At 33.6% G+C, this 17,345-nt stretch carries 15 protein-coding genes; 3 read left to right on the top strand and 12 right to left on the bottom strand.

Translation table 11 applies throughout. The features are described from left to right. Nucleotides 1-171 precede the first annotated feature (171 nt). The 10 genes from EV143_RS11840 to nirB all read right to left on the bottom strand — a co-directional run bounded on the left by EV143_RS11840 (nucleotide 172) and on the right by nirB (nucleotide 12,165). Nucleotides 172-792 carry a class I SAM-dependent methyltransferase gene (locus EV143_RS11840; protein WP_133508145.1) on the bottom strand — a complete coding sequence of 207 codons (621 nt, stop codon included), beginning with the start codon at nucleotides 790-792 and terminating at the stop codon, nucleotides 172-174. A 2-nt stretch (nucleotides 793-794) separates the two neighbouring features. Further along, nucleotides 795-1,508 (bottom strand): endonuclease/exonuclease/phosphatase family protein, encoded by a 714-nt coding sequence (locus EV143_RS11835; protein ID WP_133508144.1) that lies wholly within the window; start codon nucleotides 1,506-1,508, stop codon nucleotides 795-797. 259 nt (nucleotides 1,509-1,767) lie between these two features. Further along, complete coding sequence (locus tag EV143_RS11830) at nucleotides 1,768-2,133, bottom strand: hypothetical protein (protein ID WP_133508143.1); 366 nt, start codon at nucleotides 2,131-2,133, stop codon at nucleotides 1,768-1,770. Between the two features lie 138 nt (nucleotides 2,134-2,271). Continuing rightward, on the bottom strand, nucleotides 2,272-3,534 hold the full coding sequence (locus tag EV143_RS11825) for an alginate export family protein (protein WP_133508142.1): 1,263 nt from the start codon (nucleotides 3,532-3,534) through the stop codon (nucleotides 2,272-2,274). 98 nt (nucleotides 3,535-3,632) lie between these two features. After that, on the bottom strand, nucleotides 3,633-5,111 hold the full coding sequence (locus EV143_RS11820) for an MFS transporter (protein ID WP_133508141.1): 1,479 nt from the start codon (nucleotides 5,109-5,111) through the stop codon (nucleotides 3,633-3,635). A gap of 165 nt (nucleotides 5,112-5,276) precedes the next feature. Continuing rightward, a complete protein-coding gene (locus EV143_RS11815; RefSeq protein ID WP_133508140.1) occupies nucleotides 5,277-5,936 on the bottom strand; it encodes a response regulator transcription factor in 660 nt (219 codons plus the stop codon). Between the two features lie 390 nt (nucleotides 5,937-6,326). Further along, on the bottom strand, nucleotides 6,327-8,126 hold the full coding sequence (locus EV143_RS11810) for a PAS domain-containing sensor histidine kinase (protein ID WP_133508139.1): 1,800 nt from the start codon (nucleotides 8,124-8,126) through the stop codon (nucleotides 6,327-6,329). A 6-nt stretch (nucleotides 8,127-8,132) separates the two neighbouring features. After that, nucleotides 8,133-8,717, bottom strand: a complete 585-nt coding sequence (locus EV143_RS11805; protein WP_133508138.1) for a DUF4202 domain-containing protein — start codon at nucleotides 8,715-8,717, stop codon at nucleotides 8,133-8,135. A 283-nt stretch (nucleotides 8,718-9,000) separates the two neighbouring features. Next, entirely contained in the window at nucleotides 9,001-9,378 is a 378-nt protein-coding gene (nirD, locus tag EV143_RS11800; protein ID WP_133508137.1) for a nitrite reductase small subunit NirD, read from the bottom strand. 273 nt (nucleotides 9,379-9,651) lie between these two features. Continuing rightward, entirely contained in the window at nucleotides 9,652-12,165 is a 2,514-nt protein-coding gene (gene nirB / locus EV143_RS11795) for a nitrite reductase large subunit NirB (protein WP_133508136.1), read from the bottom strand. A 267-nt stretch (nucleotides 12,166-12,432) separates the two neighbouring features. Here nirB and EV143_RS11790 point away from each other — a divergent pair, with 267 nt between their 5' ends. Both EV143_RS11790 and EV143_RS11785 read left to right on the top strand, forming a co-directional pair. Further along, nucleotides 12,433-13,212: an META domain-containing protein gene (locus tag EV143_RS11790; RefSeq protein ID WP_133508135.1), complete on the top strand. Its 780-nt coding sequence runs from the start codon at nucleotides 12,433-12,435 to the stop codon at nucleotides 13,210-13,212. Between the two features lie 111 nt (nucleotides 13,213-13,323). Continuing rightward, a complete protein-coding gene (locus tag EV143_RS11785) occupies nucleotides 13,324-13,767 on the top strand; it encodes an META domain-containing protein (RefSeq protein ID WP_133508134.1) in 444 nt (147 codons plus the stop codon). A gap of 145 nt (nucleotides 13,768-13,912) precedes the next feature. Here the strand turns inward: EV143_RS11785 and EV143_RS11780 are convergent, their stop codons facing one another. Together EV143_RS11780 and EV143_RS11775 are read right to left on the bottom strand one after the other, a co-directional pair. Further along, complete coding sequence (locus tag EV143_RS11780) at nucleotides 13,913-15,193, bottom strand: DUF2130 domain-containing protein (protein WP_133508133.1); 1,281 nt, start codon at nucleotides 15,191-15,193, stop codon at nucleotides 13,913-13,915. Between the two features lie 266 nt (nucleotides 15,194-15,459). Beyond that, complete coding sequence (locus tag EV143_RS11775) at nucleotides 15,460-16,344, bottom strand: LysR family transcriptional regulator (protein WP_133508132.1); 885 nt, start codon at nucleotides 16,342-16,344, stop codon at nucleotides 15,460-15,462. Between the two features lie 217 nt (nucleotides 16,345-16,561). Between EV143_RS11775 and EV143_RS11770 the strand changes: the two genes are divergently transcribed. Then, nucleotides 16,562-17,269, top strand: coding sequence for a class I SAM-dependent methyltransferase (locus EV143_RS11770; RefSeq protein ID WP_133508131.1), 708 nt, complete (start codon nucleotides 16,562-16,564; stop codon nucleotides 17,267-17,269). The last annotated feature ends 76 nt before the right edge of the window (nucleotides 17,270-17,345 follow it).

The raw sequence follows: 17,345 nt of genomic DNA, 5'->3' as shown, positions 1-17,345 counted from the left end.
AAGTATTTTTACGTATAAATACGTAATTTTTTAGATTTTATTTTTAAGTTTAAAGTAAAGTAGAAGGAGAGAGGTAAAATGAAGAAGTATTGCAGAGTCGCAGTTCGTTTTCAGTATTTACTATTTTTGTAGAGACGCACAGCGGCGCCTCTACGTAACGTTTTGCAGAATTTATTTTTTTCTTCCAATAAATCGAATTACGGAACCTTTTCCGTTGTGAAATAAACCTTCGTTCAGTTCAATTTCTTTTTCTGTTAATTCGATGATTTCATAATTGGGAAAATCGGATTGAATTTCTTCAATGGAAAATAATGATTCAATGTCTTTTGGCCCGCCGACTTTATCGTTTAAAGCCAGATATTCCAAATGTTTTTTACTGAAAGCTTCGAAAATAATAATTCCGTTTTTGCTTAAATATTTGTCCAGCGTTTTATGGATCGAAGATTTAATTTCAGCAGGAAAATGAGCGTAAATTAAAGCAATAGCATCAAATTGTTCTGGCTGATAATTCAGCGATTCTAATTCTCCAACCTGATAATCAATTGAAACATTATTGGCTTCTGCCAGTTTTAAGGCTTTGTTTTTTCCTTCGGCACTAATATCAAAAGCACTGACATTCCAGCCTAATTTTGCTGCGAAAATCGCATTTCGTCCTTCTCCTTCGGCAGGAAAAAGAATCGATCCTGGATCTAATTTTGCGATTTGTTCTTTGAAGTAATTGTTGGGTTCTTCGCCGTACGCAAATTCTTCATTGCTGTAGCGGTCGTCCCATCTTTGAGTCCAGTTGTTCATAATTATATATTAAATTTAATGATTAAGGGTTTGTGGTCACTGTACAGCGTCCAATCTTGGTAAGTTCCAATTTCAACGCTTTCTAAAGTTTCGATAAAATCATTTGATGCAAAACAATAATCCATATGATATGGTTTATTTTCGTGTCTATAAAGGTATAAAGTTGGATGTTCTTCTTTGCCCTGAACCTGATTAAAATATTTATGATAAGTACTAAAAATATTCTTCTCGCCTAATTTATTTACCACAGTTGTATGGTTTCCTTCTCGTCGCGGTTTGTCCCAAATGGTATTACTGTTGAAATCGCCAATTAAAATAGTTTTACTTTCCTGAATTAAATCTTCATAATAATGAATCGCTTTCCAAACCTGAGTAACGTAAGCGCCATCTTTATCTGCCGGATTATTGGCCCAAACCGCAAATAAATTAAAATCAATTTTTCCGTCTGTTACGGCAATTGGTAAAATGTTTTTGAAATCAGGGTTACGACAATCCAATAATTGAAATCGATAATCGCTATAAGAGAAAACGCCAAGTCCTTTATGCGGATTTGTTCCATACCAAAGAATATCGGTTGGTAATTTTGTATTGCTTGGAAATTTAAGTTTTTCCGGATTTTCACATTCTGAAATTACTGCAATATCAGGATTATAAGCCAGAATAAATTCAGCTTTTTTTCTGAATGCCATGTTGCAGTTCCAGGCTATGAGTTTCATTTACTAGAAATTTTAAAAAGAGAATAAAGATTAAGCAACCCAAGTTCCTTCAACTTCATCAATAATCCATTTATTTTCACAACTAGAAAAAAGAATAAATGCTAATAAAAATGTTAAGTTTTTAAGTTTCTTCATCTACCAAATATACCAATTTAAAATGCAAAATAATTTATGTAAAAAAAAAATACCCTTTTCCAAAACTGAAAAAGGGCAAGTTATAATGTATATTTTCGAAAAATCTATTTCTTAAAAGTAAATCTTAACCAACAAGTTTTGTAATACCGCTACTTATGTCGATTTCTGCAAAATTATGTTTTCCCATAACGATAAGGAGTTTGTCTGAATTATATCCTACATATCTTATTTGAGGTTCTCCCAGTTTTGGTTTTCCACAAACAGAAATTACATTGGTTTGCCATTTCAGTTTATTGCTTTTATAAGCAGATATTGTTTGTAAATCATTTTCAACATAGTAGATAATGTTGTTTTTTTTAATTCCTCTTTTTTGTGTTTTTGCAAAATTAATTTCTGAGTCTTTTGAAATTAAGGCATCATTAAATTTTTGAGCAATAGAAGTTTGAGTTACAACAAAAGTAAGCATCGATAATTTTAAAAATTGTTTCATAGGATAGAATTTGGGGATTCATAATCGATTCAAATATACCTATTTAAAACATATAACAAGCTTTTAGAGAGTCAAAAAAAATACCCTTTTCGCGAAATAGGAAAAGGGTAGAATTTATATGTTAATTTTGAATAAAAACTATTTTTTCCACGTAAAAATTCGAGGATTTACAGAAATCATCAACCAAGCCCAATTGTTGGTGTGGCCGGCGTCTCCGGTTTTTATGAATTCTAAAGTTTTAGATCCGAACATTTGAGAGTAACCTCCTGTTAACGTAATTTCTTTTTTGAAATTAAAGCCGACAGTAAAGTCAACTTCGGTTCCTAAATAAGAATCAAGTTTCTCATTTAAAGGCGTAACGGCATCGGCAGCAGATAAAAATAGATGCGGAATCAAAGCAAACTGCCATTTGTTTACGTTGTAATTTAGTTTTAGAAATCCATCCTGTAAACCAACATTGTTTAAGTGTCCTCCGCCTACATAAAAATAATCCATATAACCATTAAAACCATGGTTCGTTCCAAAAATTGGATTGAATGATTTTATAACCCGGCTTCCGTCATTCGTGTTTTTTCCGGATAAAAATTCATATCCTACACCAGCCTTAAACGATTCTGTTATATTGTATCCAAAATTTACAGCAGCATTCCAGGCACTTACTTGTCGATCTGTACTTTTTCCGGTTTGTCCGTACAACCAAAAATTACTGTCTATTTTGGCTGTTTTATAGGTTAAATAAGGACCAAAAGTTTGTTTGTAATCTACTAATAATTTTTCAACAGTATTTTTATATTCATAACCTGTATTCAACAATAGAAAACTCACTCCTAATTTGTCTAAATTAGCATGGTACCAGGCATATTGCATTGCTTTATAGTTCGCTACAGTATACTGAGTTTGAAATGTATTTTCTGCATCAGAATTATAAGCTCCACCAAAATCTAATTGTTGTTTTTCAGTATGAAAAGAAACCGTTAATGCATCATGACTTTGTGCTTGCTGTCCCCAATCTTGTTCACCTAAAATACGCTGATTATCGTATGAAAGTACCTGACGTCCCATTCTGGCACTCCATTTTTCTGTTAAATCATATTGAGCCCAGGCTTCGAAAACAGCAACGCCATTTTTATCAGCCGCCGCACTAGGAGTAACATCTCCCCAGGTTCTGGTATTTTGAAAAGTCAATTTTACTGTAAGTTGATCCTGTTTGTAATTGAAATTCAACCTTGAGCGTTGCGAAATCTGAGAAGTTCCTTCCTGACCTTCCGCTAAAAGCGTTTTATAACCGTTTCGGTATTCAAAACGAGGTCTGATTTGCAGATTTACATCCAATTCCTGCGCCTGAATATCAGCACTAATTGCACCCAATAGTAATAGAATAATTATTCTTAGTTTTTTCATAACTGGCTTTTTAATTACGAGGCAAATTTAAATGATTAATACATTTATTTTGTAATGTAAATATCATAAATGAATTCTTTTTTGGTATATAAGTTAACTTATTGTATATCAATTACTTTTGATAAAATTGGTTGCTTTTCATTCATGATTTTGGTGATAGTGTAATGCATCCATATCAAACAAATGGCTGAAAATACCAGAATAAAAATCCATGAGCTTGACCAAATACCCGTTGAAGTTAACAGATAACTAAAAATTATCGGACCAAAAAAACCTCCTAAACCGCCAATCATTCCGACCATTCCGCCCACAACACCAACATCTTTTGGAAAATATTCCGGAATATGTTTGTACACGGCCGCTTTTCCTATTCCCCATGAAATTCCAATTAAAATTACCAAAACCAGAAACACCCACATATTGGCGTCGAATTTTATTACCGTGATTCCTTTGGCAATAAGTTCTTTTTTCTTTACGGTTTGATTTTGATTTACAACAACTTGCTGCCATGAAGTTCTGGTTGGGAAAATAGCATTTTCAGTTTCAAGCTCTTTTTTCTGTGCAATAGGAAAATCCGTATCTCCAATTTTTACATTTTCATTCGAAACCGAAGTGATAGTTCCTTTTTTAGAAGCTAAAACTCCCGGTCCGGTTGTTGTTATTTCCATTTTTGGAATCATTAGCAATGCACTCAAAATTACGGATGAACTCAAAACCCAATACATAACTTTTCGGGCTCCGAACTTATCAGATAAATAGCCTCCAAAAGCCCTGATAACGCCAGAAGGCAAGCTGAAAAGTGTGGCAAACAAACCGCCCATAACTAAACTGGTTTGGTAAACGTTCATGAAATTGGGTAAAAGCCATTGAGAGTAAGCAACGAAGCAGCCAAAAACTAAAAAGTAGTAAGCTCCAAAACGCCAGACACGTGCACTTTTTAAAGATTGAAGCATTTCTGAAACCGTTCTGGTATCGTTTTCTAATTTTTTGTTTTTAGCGAAAATTAAAAATGCAATTCCAATAACAACCAAAGCTGTTGCATAAATAACAGGAAGTATTTTCCAGCCGTTTTGAGGATCAGCTATTGAAAAATGATTGAGTAATGAAGGAGCTAAAAAGGTTGTGATTGCTGCTCCGGCATTTCCTATTCCGAAAATTCCCAAAGCTCTTCCTTGCCATTCTTTTGGATACCAAATTGAAGTATAGCCAATTCCGACGGCAAAGCTGGTTCCGACCATTCCAAACAAAAAGCTTAATAAGGCAAACAGGAAAAAGCTATCCGCTAAAGGCAATAAAAATAACGGAATGGAGCAGAGTAGGAGCAAAACTGAAAAAATGTATTTGCCGCCAAATTTATCCGTAAGTATTCCGATTGGTAAACGCATGATTGAACCGGTCAAAATTGGGATTCCCAGAAGCCAGCCAACTTGTACAACGCTCCAATGAAAAATGCTATTATCTACGAGAAAAGTTACCAATACACCGTTTAATGTCCAACAAGCAAAACACACGGTGAATGCTAAAGTATTCAAAAATAAAATCTTGTGTGATTGCGATAAAGAGTTTGTATTTTTCATAGTACTTAGATTTGTTTGATCAAATTTAAGTATATGTAAGTATTAATACGTATTTAAATCTAAGTATTTTTAGTTTATAAAGTAGATTTGTCAAGATGATAAAATTGATTGGCTATTTTATCAAAATGCTATTTTTACAACCTCATTTTTAAAGTTTAAACAGATTTACAAAAGAGAATATTCTGTCGCTTTATTAGAAAGCTCTATTAAATTTTTCACCTTCAGTTTTTTCATCAAATTAAAGCGATGTACTTCGGCAGTTCTTTTGCTGATTTCAAGTGCTTCAGCAATTTCTTTATTTCCTTTTCCGGATAATAAAAGCGTCAGGATTTCTTTCTCTCTTTTGGTAATCATCATTTCTTCGCCTAAATTTTGTTTCGGTTCTAGAGATGTTGAAGGATTGGTTAACTGACTGATTAATATTGAAGAAATATCGCCGCTAAAGTATTTTCCGCCAGCTGCAACAGTATGCAATGCTTTTAAAAATTCTTCTTTACTGGAACCTTTCAATAAATATCCATCGGCTCCTGCTTTTATAGATTTCAAAACATATTCTTCAGATTCGTGCATCGAAAGCATAATGATTTTTACATCATTACTATCACTTCTAAGTTTTTCTACTACCTCAATGCCAGTTAAATTCGGCATACGAATATCTACTATAAGTAAGTCTGGTTTGTTAGTTGCCACAACTTCAAGAGCATCGGCTCCGTCAATTGCTTCGCCTACAACCTCGATGTTTGCTTCGTTTTCTAATAAAGATTTTATTCCATCTCGAACAAAAACATGATCATCTGCCAGAACTACTCGAATAGTATTACTCATGGTTACTTAATTTTGATGCTGAATTATTACGTATATTCATCTATAAATATTAGGCTAAGGTACGTAATTTTGAAAAGAAATTCCAAATTTGAAATTCCAAATTTGAAATTCCAAATTCCAATTGCAATTAGAATATCAATTTCAAAAATCAATTTCAATATAACCTTTACAATCTGTGTCATCTCGACGGAGGAGAGATCACACTCGGGATTCGACAAAGATTGGCGATTTTGATTGTAGAGCTTCTAGCGTGATCTCTCCTCCGTCGAGATGACAAAAATTGGGTAAATTGGTTTGTCTTGCAGGACTTCTCCCGAAGCCTCGGGATCGCTCAGTCTGACAAACTGTGCTATTGGAATTTAGAATTTAAAAAATTTGGAATTTCCCTTTTTAAATCGGGATATTAAAAGTAATTCTCGTTCCTTCACCTGGAATTGATTTAAAGAAAACGCGCCCGTTGATGTATTGAATTCGTTCTTTCATAAACAACATTCCCATTCCGGATTCGCTGTTGCGTTTTTTGTCTACTGCATTAATATCGAATCCTTTACCGTTGTCATCTACAATAATACTCAGCAAAGTGCCGCTATGCGAAAGCTGAACAATAATATGCGATGATTCGGCATATTTTATCGCATTGTTTATGGCTTCCTGCGTAAGGCGGTAAATATTAATTTCTATTAAAGAATCAAGACGCTGGTTGAAATCTGTTTTATTATAAAAGAGAATTTCTTTTCCTGTCAATTTCGAAAGTTCCTGAGTAAGTTTTGCTAACGAAGAAACGATTCCGTGATCGCTTAATTCCGGAGGCATCAAGTTGAAAGTTGCTGTTCGAACGCCTTTTATAATATCCAGCGATAATTTCTTAAGATATTCTATTTTTTGAGCCGCTTTTTCTTTGTCGTCCAAATTAATACTTTCCAGACTAAACTTTAAGCCCGTAAGCATTTGCCCAATTCCGTCGTGAATTTCTTTCGCAATTCGGTTTTGTTCGTTTTCCTGATTTTCAACAATTTTACTCGAAATAATCTTTTGCTGATTGATTTTTTCAGTACTGTTTTCAATGTTCAGGCGTTCGACTTCACGCTGTGCTTTTTTGCGTTCGGTAATGTTAAAACAAACAATTAAAAGTTCTAATTCTTCTTTTTTAATCGTTACGGGAACCATTGATAAATCGAGCCAGATGGTTTGACTTTCTTTATTGATGATTTTAATTTCGCCTTGCCAGCCACTTCTGTGTTTCTCAAAAATAATGCGGTCAATGTTGAGTTGTTCTTTTTCATCTGTAGTTAAAACTTCAGAGAATTTTTTATTAGATGAAAACTTGGTATAATTGATAAGTTTTGCGAATTTTTCTCCAATATGAATGATCGAGCCGTCTGGTGCAATTCGGCAATACAACAGCGTATTTTCCATTGCATAATTCAGTGACTTTAATTCTTTTACCGAGTTTTCTTTTATTTCGCTGATAATTTCTGTGTCGTATGCGAGTTTTAAAGCTTTCTTTTCAGAAGATAAAAGTCTTGTGATTAACCTTTCTATTTTTTTATTTGTCGGTTTAAAAATAAAGAAGAATTCTAAGAGAAGTATCAATAACGTAAAACCGAAAATCCAGTATTCTATTTTGCGTTGTTCTGTAACTTTTTCGTGTGCTTCAAGATCGTATTGTGTTACTATCTGATTCATTTTTGAAAGAAAAAAACCTTCGTTTTCCAGAATAATTTGTACCAGTTTTTGATTTTCAGTCGATTTTTTTTGCTCTAAATTCAGCAGAAATGAATCGGTTGTTTGCGCAATTTTATTGAAGATCGGATTGATTTCCAGATATAATTTATGAAGTGTTTCTGATTTTTCTTTCGGAAAAGCCAAACTGTCATTGCCGTTTTCAAGTGCATTTTGATTCTTTTTCCAAAGTGAAAGAACACCTTTTAAATGTGAGATTTGTTTTGAGGAAGCAGTATCAGAAACATAATGTAAAATCAAAACTTCTTTGACGATTTTCTGGCTCAGCATTCTTTGTTTACCGGAAAAATTAATGATTTTAGAATCGCTTAGTTGCTGATTTAGATTGTATTGAACTAAAATTTGACTTACAATTATAGTTACAGCAATAGTAAGAAGCGCAAAAAAATACAAACGGCGTAAATTTTTGAAAGTGATTTTGTCTTCTTCCTGATTGTTTTTTTTCATACGAGATTATAATCCTAAAGAAGCTTTTATAAGGTTCAGATTTTCTTCAGAATAATTGATTTTTAAGGCTTCCTGATGTCCTTTTTCAGACATTTTATCCCAGGTTTTTTTGATGATGTTTTTTAGTTTTTCCTCGTCGTGTTTGTGTACAAAAGGATCTAAATAATATTCTAAAAAAACAAGACAGATTACATCTTCAAGCAATTGTGTTTCAGCATCTTTTTTAAGTAATTTCTTTTCGATTAAAAAAGAAACTCTTGCAATAAAATCCGAGTTGTATCCTGCTTTCTCTAAAATTTCGGCTGTGGTTTTGGCGTGAAATTTTTTAAGATCTTCTCTCCATTTCAAATAGCCCACACGATCCATTGGGTACGATTCGCGCGATACTTTCCATCTGCAAATATGCTGTGCTTTCGAAGCAATCTGAATTTCTTCAGAAGCCTCAGGCTCAAACTGCAATAATCGCTCATACATTCGGTTAGAATATAATAATTCCTTTGGATATTCTGTATTTTGATCCATTTCGATATTTGTATCCTGAGCGTTTTCAGCATCAATCCATTCGCTTGCTTTTTGAAAAGGTGTAGTCATTTTTTGGTAAAATAATAGATTTTCAAATATACGGAATTAAGTTTTAAAGCTTAGTTTTTTAAACACATAGAAACATAGGTTTGTTTTGCGGCTAAAGGCGTTTCACTTGCATGAATGCACATAGCAATATAGAATGTAATTACGATAGTTTTGTCATTTCGACGAAGGAGAAATCTTCGCGAGAAGCTCGACAAAGAATTGAATTCTCATTGCGGAGTTACTTGTGGAGATTTCTCCTTCGTCGAAATGACAAGATTGCGCAATAAGATCTAAAATTTTGCAATCAATCAACAAAACCAACAAAAACCTCATTTTCAATTACTCTAATTGGATAGATTGCAATTTTATATTCTTCGCCGTTTAAGTTCGAACCATCAACTAATGAAAAAGTTTTTTTATGCATTGGGCAGGCAATCTTCGGAATATCATCAGCAGATCCCGTCATTCCTCTGGCCAGAACCATTTCCATTTTGTGCGGGCAGGCGTTTTGGCAAGCGTACCATTCGTTACGGCGCGTAAAATTAAAAATAGCAATCTGCTTGTTTTTGTATTTGATACAGCCACCGCGATTGGTTGGAAAATCTTCTACTTTACCTGCTTTGAACCAAATTGTTGCATCGTTTGGATGCACTGTTTCGTATTGATTTAAGATTTCTTCCATGATAACATTTTTTTGTTTCCTGTTTCTTATCCCTCTTTTTACAATCAAGAATTGATGGCGCAGTAAAAAAGAGGGTAAGAAGGACAGCAAACGTTTTTGTGATATTTTTTCTTTTTTTGGAGCTGTTTTTTAATTAAAAATTGAGAATTAAAAATTAAAAATCTTTGAGACTGCTATTCGTTGTAATAGCTATGTGTTTTAATGCAAGTGAAACGCCTTTTTTATTGATTTATATAAATCTATGTTTCTATGTGTTTAAAATTATTCATAAAGTTACAACCACGCTTTTGGAGCCTTTTGATCTCGTAAAGGAACAAAAACAACATTGTCATCTTTCTCTTCAGAGTTTACAAAATGATTAAAACGTTTTAATAATCTTGGTTTTTCTAATACTTGTTTCCATTCGCATTCAAAAGTGTTTACCAGAGTTTCCATTTCGGCTTCAAGTGTTTCGCAGATTCCTAAACTGTCCTCGATAATTACTTCTTTTAAATATTCTAAACCACCATCCAGTTTTTCTAACCAGGTCGAAGTTCGAATCAGCGGACCAGCTGTGCGGATGTAATACATTAAAAATCTGTCCATATATTTGATAACCGTTTCTTTGTCGATTTTTTCGGCCAATAAAACAGCGTGTTTTGGATTTGCACCACCATTTCCTGCGATGTATAAATTCCACCCGCCTTCAACTGCAATTAATCCAAAATCTTTTCCGCGAGCTTCGGCACATTCGCGAATACAAGCCGAAACACCGCCTTTTAATTTATGCGGAGAACGAATTCCTTTATATCTGTTTTCAAGTTCGATGGCAAATCCGGCGCTGTCATCCATTCCGTAGCGGCACCAGGCATTTCCAACACAGCTTTTTACGGCACGAAGCGATTTTCCGTAGGCGTGACCGCTTTCAAAACCATTATCGATTAATATTTTCCAGATTTTAGGAAGATCACTCAAATGCGCTCCAAATAAATCAACTCTTTGCGCTCCGGTAATTTTAGTATATAAATCAAATTGTTTGGCCACTTCTCCTATGACAATTAATTTCTCCGCAGTAATCTCGCCTCCGGCAACTCTCGGAACAACAGAATAAGTTCCGTTTCGTTGAATATTAGCCAGAAATCTATCGTTAGTATCTTGTGTAGTAACATGTTTGTTTGCCGTATCATTATAGATACTGGAGAAAATTGAAGCCACAACAGGTTTGCAAACTTCGCAACCGTCGCCTTTACCGTGATGATCTACAACATCATAGAAACTCTGATATTTATTAATTTTTACCAAGTCGAATAATTCCTGACGCGTGTAGCTAAAATGCTCGCAAATAACATCTTTTACTTCTTTTCCAAGTGATTTTTGAGTGGCTTTTACCAAATCTGAAACCATTGGTTTACAGCCTCCACAGCCCGAAGTTGCTTTGGTTGCTTTTACAACATCTGAAAAACTAGTACAAGATTCGTCTAAAATTTTACAGCAGATAGCACCTTTGGTTACATTTTCGCAAGAACAAATTACAGCAGTATCAGGAAGATCCATAACGCTTCCTAAAGAAGAACCTTCAGAGCCATCGCGAGAACCTAAAATCAGATCTTCCGGGTTTTTTGGCAAGGCCATTGCGTTGCTGAAAATTTGAAAAAGAGCATTGTAATCGCTGGAATCTCCAACCAAAATTCCGCCCAATAAGGTTTTAGAATCTTTGGTAACGTTGATTCGTTTGTAAATTCCACTTAATTTATTCTCATAAATAATGGCTGTTACGTCGTTATTTTCTACGAAAGGATCACCAAAACTCGCCACTTCAACACCAATTAATTTTAATTGCGTCGACATATCAATCGTTTCTCTCATGGTTTTAGAACCATTTAAGATTTGTTCAGCAGCAACATCGGCCATTTCGTAACCTGGAGCAACAAGTCCGTAAATGTTTTGATTGTAAAGTGCCACTTCGCCAATCGCATAAATAGAAGGATCTGATGTCTGCATTTGATTGTTTACCACAACACCGCCTCGTACGCCAACTTCAAGTCCTGAAACACGAGCCAGTTCATCTCGAGGTTTAATTCCGGCAGATATAACCAACATGTCTACTTTTAACAATTCGTCATCGGCAAACATCATTCCTGTTATGCTTTCTTTTCCATCGATATATTGCGTGGCTTTGTTAAGATGAATGCCTATGTTTAATTCTTCGATTTTGGATTGCAGCATATCACTTGCGCCTTTGTCTAATTGTCTCGGCATCAAACGTGGCGCAAATTCAACAACATGCGGATTTAAGCCTAAATCTCTAACTGCCTTTGCAGCTTCAAGACCTAACAATCCACCGCCAAGAACGGCTGCTTCTGTTGCGCCTTTTTGTTTTATTTTTTTGGCGTAGGCCATAATTGCATCCAGATCTTCAATGGTTCTGTATACAAAAACACCTTCTTTTTCGACTCCGTCAATAGGAGGAACAAAAGCCGAAGAACCTGTGGCCAAAACCAAGTAATCATACGTATGTGTTTTTTCTAAATGCGTATGAATTGTTTTTTCGTTTCTGTTAATGTCTGTAATTAATTCTGATGTATTTAGAATAATGTTGTTTTCTGCATACCAGTTGCTTGTAGATAAAGATAAATCGTCTGCAGTTTTTCCGCCAAAGTATTCACTTAAGTGAACTCTGTCGTAAGCACGTCTTGGTTCTTCTCCAAAAACGGTAATCTGATACTTTTCCTGTCCTGATTTTGCAATGAATTTTTCGCAAAATTTATAACCAACCATGCCGTTTCCAACTACTATTACTCTAATCATGATTTCTTTAATTAAGTATTACTATGCAAATATAAGTATTTATACTTATATAAATACTTATTATTTTTATTTTTTGATTGAATAAATACTTTTTGACTACGTATTTTATCGTAATGATTTACATAATGCAGGTTTTGGAAGAATGTATTCATTTAAAATATTTTAAATTTGAAAACATTCTAAATAATGATTTCAAAAAATTGTCGTAAATTCATAAGAATTTTATCTATGTTTTGTGTAAAAAATGATATTCTTAATAAAAACGTTATGAAAAATATACTTTCAATCTTGCTTTTACTTTCTTTAATGGTAGGCTGTAAATCTTCAGCAGGCAAAACTTCGATTACAGAACCTATCTCTGAATATGGATCTCAGGAGGATGAGATGAAGTATTATTTTACAGCAACAGGAAATGAACCGTTTTGGGGATTAAAGATGGGAAATGAAAATACAGTTTTTACATCATTAATTCCGGGAAAAGAAAAGCTTGTTTTTTCTTCTGTTGAAGCTGTAAAAGCTATGGATGCGAATGTTAAAATGTATAAAGTAAGTAACGAAACCTCACGCGCAACAATTACGATTCAACAATTAGATTGTCAAAATTCGATGTCCGGTATTATTTTATCGTATAAGGTTTCGATAGAAATTAAAAGTAATACTGAATTGGAATCTACAAAAATGGACGGCTGCGGAAAATATAATACTGATTACAGACTTCACGATATTTGGGTTTTGGAAGAACTAAACGGATTTAAAGTTTTTATAACTGATTTTCAAAGAGAATTGCCTCGAATTGAAATCAATTCGACCGAAAATACATTTATGGGTTATGGAGGTTGTAATGCTATTAGCGGTACCATTTTTTATGAAAAAGATTTGCTTAGATTTTCTAAAGTTATTTCAACTTTAATGGCTTGTGCTTCTGGGAATAAAGAAAATGAATTTTCAAAAGCACTTCAAAGTACAACTACTTATTCGATTGAAAATAATAGACTAACACTTTCTAATCCGTCAGGGAAACTTTTAGTTTTTAGAAAAGTAGATTAAAATTCAGATTTTAAAAATGTCTTAGAATGGTTTAAAAATGACGTCTGAATACATAGAGAGGCATTAAGCTTGCAATATTTTTGTAAAATAAAACTTATATATTTATTTTACATGAAAAAGATTTTAATGTTATGTATTGCAGTATCATTAGCTTGTAGCTGCAAATCAAGTAAAGATGCAAATTCTACTGCAAATTCTACAACAAGTACAAATGCACAAACAGTTGAAAAGAAATTGCAACAAAACTGGGTTTTGGAAAATTTAAATGGAAAAGTTGTTACTGAAAAAGATTTTTCAAGCCTTCCAAGAATCGTAATGACTTCTTCTACTTTTTCAGGATCTACAGGATGTAATGCGATTAAAGGAAATTTAGTTTCAAAAGGTGCAGGACTAGTTCAGTTTCAGAATCTAACTTCAGAAACTAAAAAATGTGATGCAAAAAAAGAAAATGAATTTTTGCAGTTGTTAAGAACGAATTCAGGTTATTCTATTGAGAATAATAAGCTATTCCTTTCTAATCAATTTGGATTAACAATGTCTTTCAAAAAAGGTTAATTAAAAAAGAGAGTAATAAAAAGGGCTTCGATTAATTTCGAAGCCCTTTTTTTATGACAATGTGAACAAAATGCAAATAAAAATCTGTGTAAATCCGCGTTTTCGCTTTAGCGAACCCATTTAATCCGCGTTCCATTTCAAGTTATTATTCAAATAATTCTTTAGTATCTTCTTTATCATCCTCAATAAAATCAAGTTCTAAAGCTTTCACGGTTTGCACTGCATTTCCGGCAATACCACGAATCGAGCCGTACATTCCCAACGTATTGTGAACGACTTTTTCGATTTGTTTCTCACGTTGTTTCCAGATACGCTGCATCGCTCGTTTTTCTGCATCAAGATCGCCTTGCATTTGCGTGAAGCCTTCAACAATTCCTTCAATTTGTAAACGGAATTCATTGCTTGTTAGAAAATCATACAACATCGACATTTTATCACCTTTATTTTCCTGAGCCTGAACCGCCTGACTCACCTGAATTAAGGATTGACGCAAAACGGCACTTAAACCTTTAAACTCTTCATAAGTACAAATCCAGATGCCGTCACGCATTCCCATTCGGTCCATTCCGGCCGGCATAACTTCTGTAACTAAAACTCCAATATTGGCTCTTTTAGTTCTGATATCATTTTTGAATTTCTCAATCCAGGCGGGTTGAAACGCTTTTGTACGTTTACTTTCATAATAAATAGAACCGCAATTTTGCAATTCACGAGTGTTTACAATCTGAAGGCAATCAGCACCATTTGCACCTTTTTTAACTTCGTCAATACTGTCAAGTGGGAAATTATTGGCCAGCCATTCTTCAATTGCTAATTCCATTACTTCGCCTTGCAATTGCATAGAACCTTGTTCCTGCTTGCGTTTCATTTCTTCAATCAGCTTCTTTTGGTCGTCAGATTGCTTTTGGTATTCTTTAATTTTCAGTTCGTTTTTTTCTTCTTCCTGTTTACGGATTTTATCTCTTTCCAAAACCAAAGTAGCGTTCAATTGTTTTTGTGCTTCGGCTTCAATGGCTTCTTTCATTTCCAGTTTTTCACGTTGAAGTTTGGCAATTTCCCCCGTCATTTTATTCAATTCCCGAAGTTTTTCTGATTTTTCAGAAAGTTCCTTTTCCATCAAAAGCATACGATCTTTGTTTTCTTCGTCGAGTTTGGTTTTTAGCTTTTGTGTAATTTCTTTCTCTGCTGCTTTTTTCTCGCGCTCTAAACGTTCTGCAAAAAGTTCATTTTCCTGTTTCTTTTTGGCTTCAAATTCAGTTTTGGCTTTTTCGAATTGTTCGTTTTTAAGCTCTAATTCTCTGGCTTGAGCATTGGCTTTTTGCTGAAATTCTTTACGGATGCTATCTTCTAACTGATGTTTCAGTATGTCGTTTACATCGATATTAGTTCCGCAATTTGGACACTGAATTGAAGATTGCTCTGCCATTTTTATTGATTTTATTGTGTAGAATTATAATCTGCTAAGATATTTAAAAGTTATCTTCTAAAGGTGAAGTAAGGTGTGATAAATTGTAACGTTTTTCTTCGCCACGAATTGCACTATTTTTTGCTAATTTTTTTCTACTTGTTATTGTGTGCAATTTATATATCTTTTGATTTTAATTTTTACGGATTACCGTAGTTTAAATTAATTGGTGGAAATTTGTGGAATTGTTTCGCCAGTTCGTTATCGCTCGGGTTGTTGCTAACTATTTATTTTTTAGAAAAATTCAATAAAAAATCAACGGCTGATTTTGTGATTTCAGAATCATCTTCTTTTAAAGTGATTAAGGAAACATCCGTAAATAAATTCACTTTTTTCAATTCTACAAAACCAATTTCCGGATCCTGATTATTTTTGGCAATATTCGAAGGAACTATCGAAATTCCCAAACCATTTTTGACCAATTGAACAATCGAATTAATATTATTGGCTTCGTGAATAATCTTTGGTGTAAAACCATAAAAAGCACAAAGTTCCAGTAAAACTTCATGATAATGCGGCGCATAATCTTTATTGAAAAACACAAAGGTTTCCTCTTTTAGATTTGGAATTTCTTTTTCAGTATTAATCTGGATTAAACTTTTATTGTAAACTACAGAAAATCCGTCGTGAAACCATAATTGCGATTTTATTTTGGGAGATTTTATGGGAGAACGAATAATTCCCAATTCAATTTTTCCTTGTTCTAAAGCATCAATTTGTTTGGTTGTCGAGACTTCAAAAAGTTTAAAATTTACATACGGAAAGTGTTCTTTGAGATGTTTTATTAAATCTGATATTACAGCCGAATAAATAGAACTGATATATGCGATTCTGAATTCTCCGGAAACATTCTCTGCTATTTTTTTCGTTTTTACAGAAATGCGTTCCAGATTCTGAAAAAGTTCTCTTACTTCTTTTTCAAAATATTTTCCGGCTTCCGTAAGCTCAACTTTTTTATTGTTTCGAATGAATAGCTTCGCCTGAATTTCATTTTCCAATTCAATAATCTGCCTGCTTAAAGGTGGCTGTGAAATAAAAAGTTTTTCAGCAGCTTTTGTAAAATTTAATTCTTCGGCTACAGCCAAAAAATACTTCAGATGACGTAATTCCATAAATACCTTTTAAGTATTAATAAATAACAAAATAAGTATTTTTGAAGTATATATCAAAGTACTAATTTTGAGAAAAAATAGTTTCACGCAAATTTGTGCAGATTTAAGCGGATGATCGCAGATCTTATGTTAATTATATAAATTAATAAAAAAGAAAATCATTATAAAATCTGCTTTAATCTGTCTAAAATCTGCGTGAAAAATTAAAATAAAAACCATGAAAAAATCAACTATTACAGAGATCAGAGAAAGGTTTGATAATGATGTCGAACGATTTTCAAATTTAGAAACGGGTCAGGTCGCGACAATAGACGCTACAATTTCTTTAGAATTAATTACAGAAGCTTCTAAAGTAATTATTCCAAATGCTAAAAATGTTTTAGATATTGGCTGCGGTGCCGGGAATTATACATTAAAAATGTTGTCTAAATTACCGAATTTAAACTGCACTCTGGTCGATTTGAGTTTGCCGATGTTGGATAGAGCTTCTGAAAGAGTGTCTGCAGCAACCAACGGAAGAGTAGAAGTAAAGCAAGGCGATATTCGCGAAGTAGTTTTAGAAGAAAATCATTTTGATATTATTTTGGCGGGCGCCGTTTTGCATCATTTACGAGATGATCAGGATTGGGAAACCACTTTTACCAAAATTTTTAAGTTGCTAAAACCGGGCGGTTGCTTTATGATTTCGGACTTTATTACCCAAGATAGCGATTTATTAAATGAATTTACGTGGCAACGTTATGGCGAATATTTAGAAGGAATTGGCGGCGCAGCATATCGCCAAAATGTCTTTGATTATATAGAAAAAGAGGACACACCGAGATCAATGAATTATCAGTTAGATTTAATGAAAAAAGTTGGTTTTAAAAGTGTTGAAATTTTACACAAGAACATGTGTTTTGGCGCTTTTGGAGGAATTAAATAATGTAAAAGGTTGCCACAAATTACACAAATTAGCACAAATTTTTATTTAATAAATTAAATTTGAATTAGTGAAAATT

Origin of the sequence: Flavobacterium chryseum (assembly GCF_004362015.1) — a bacterium.
Classification (GTDB): domain Bacteria; phylum Bacteroidota; class Bacteroidia; order Flavobacteriales; family Flavobacteriaceae; genus Flavobacterium.
This window is presented reverse-complemented; position numbering and strand designations above follow the sequence as displayed.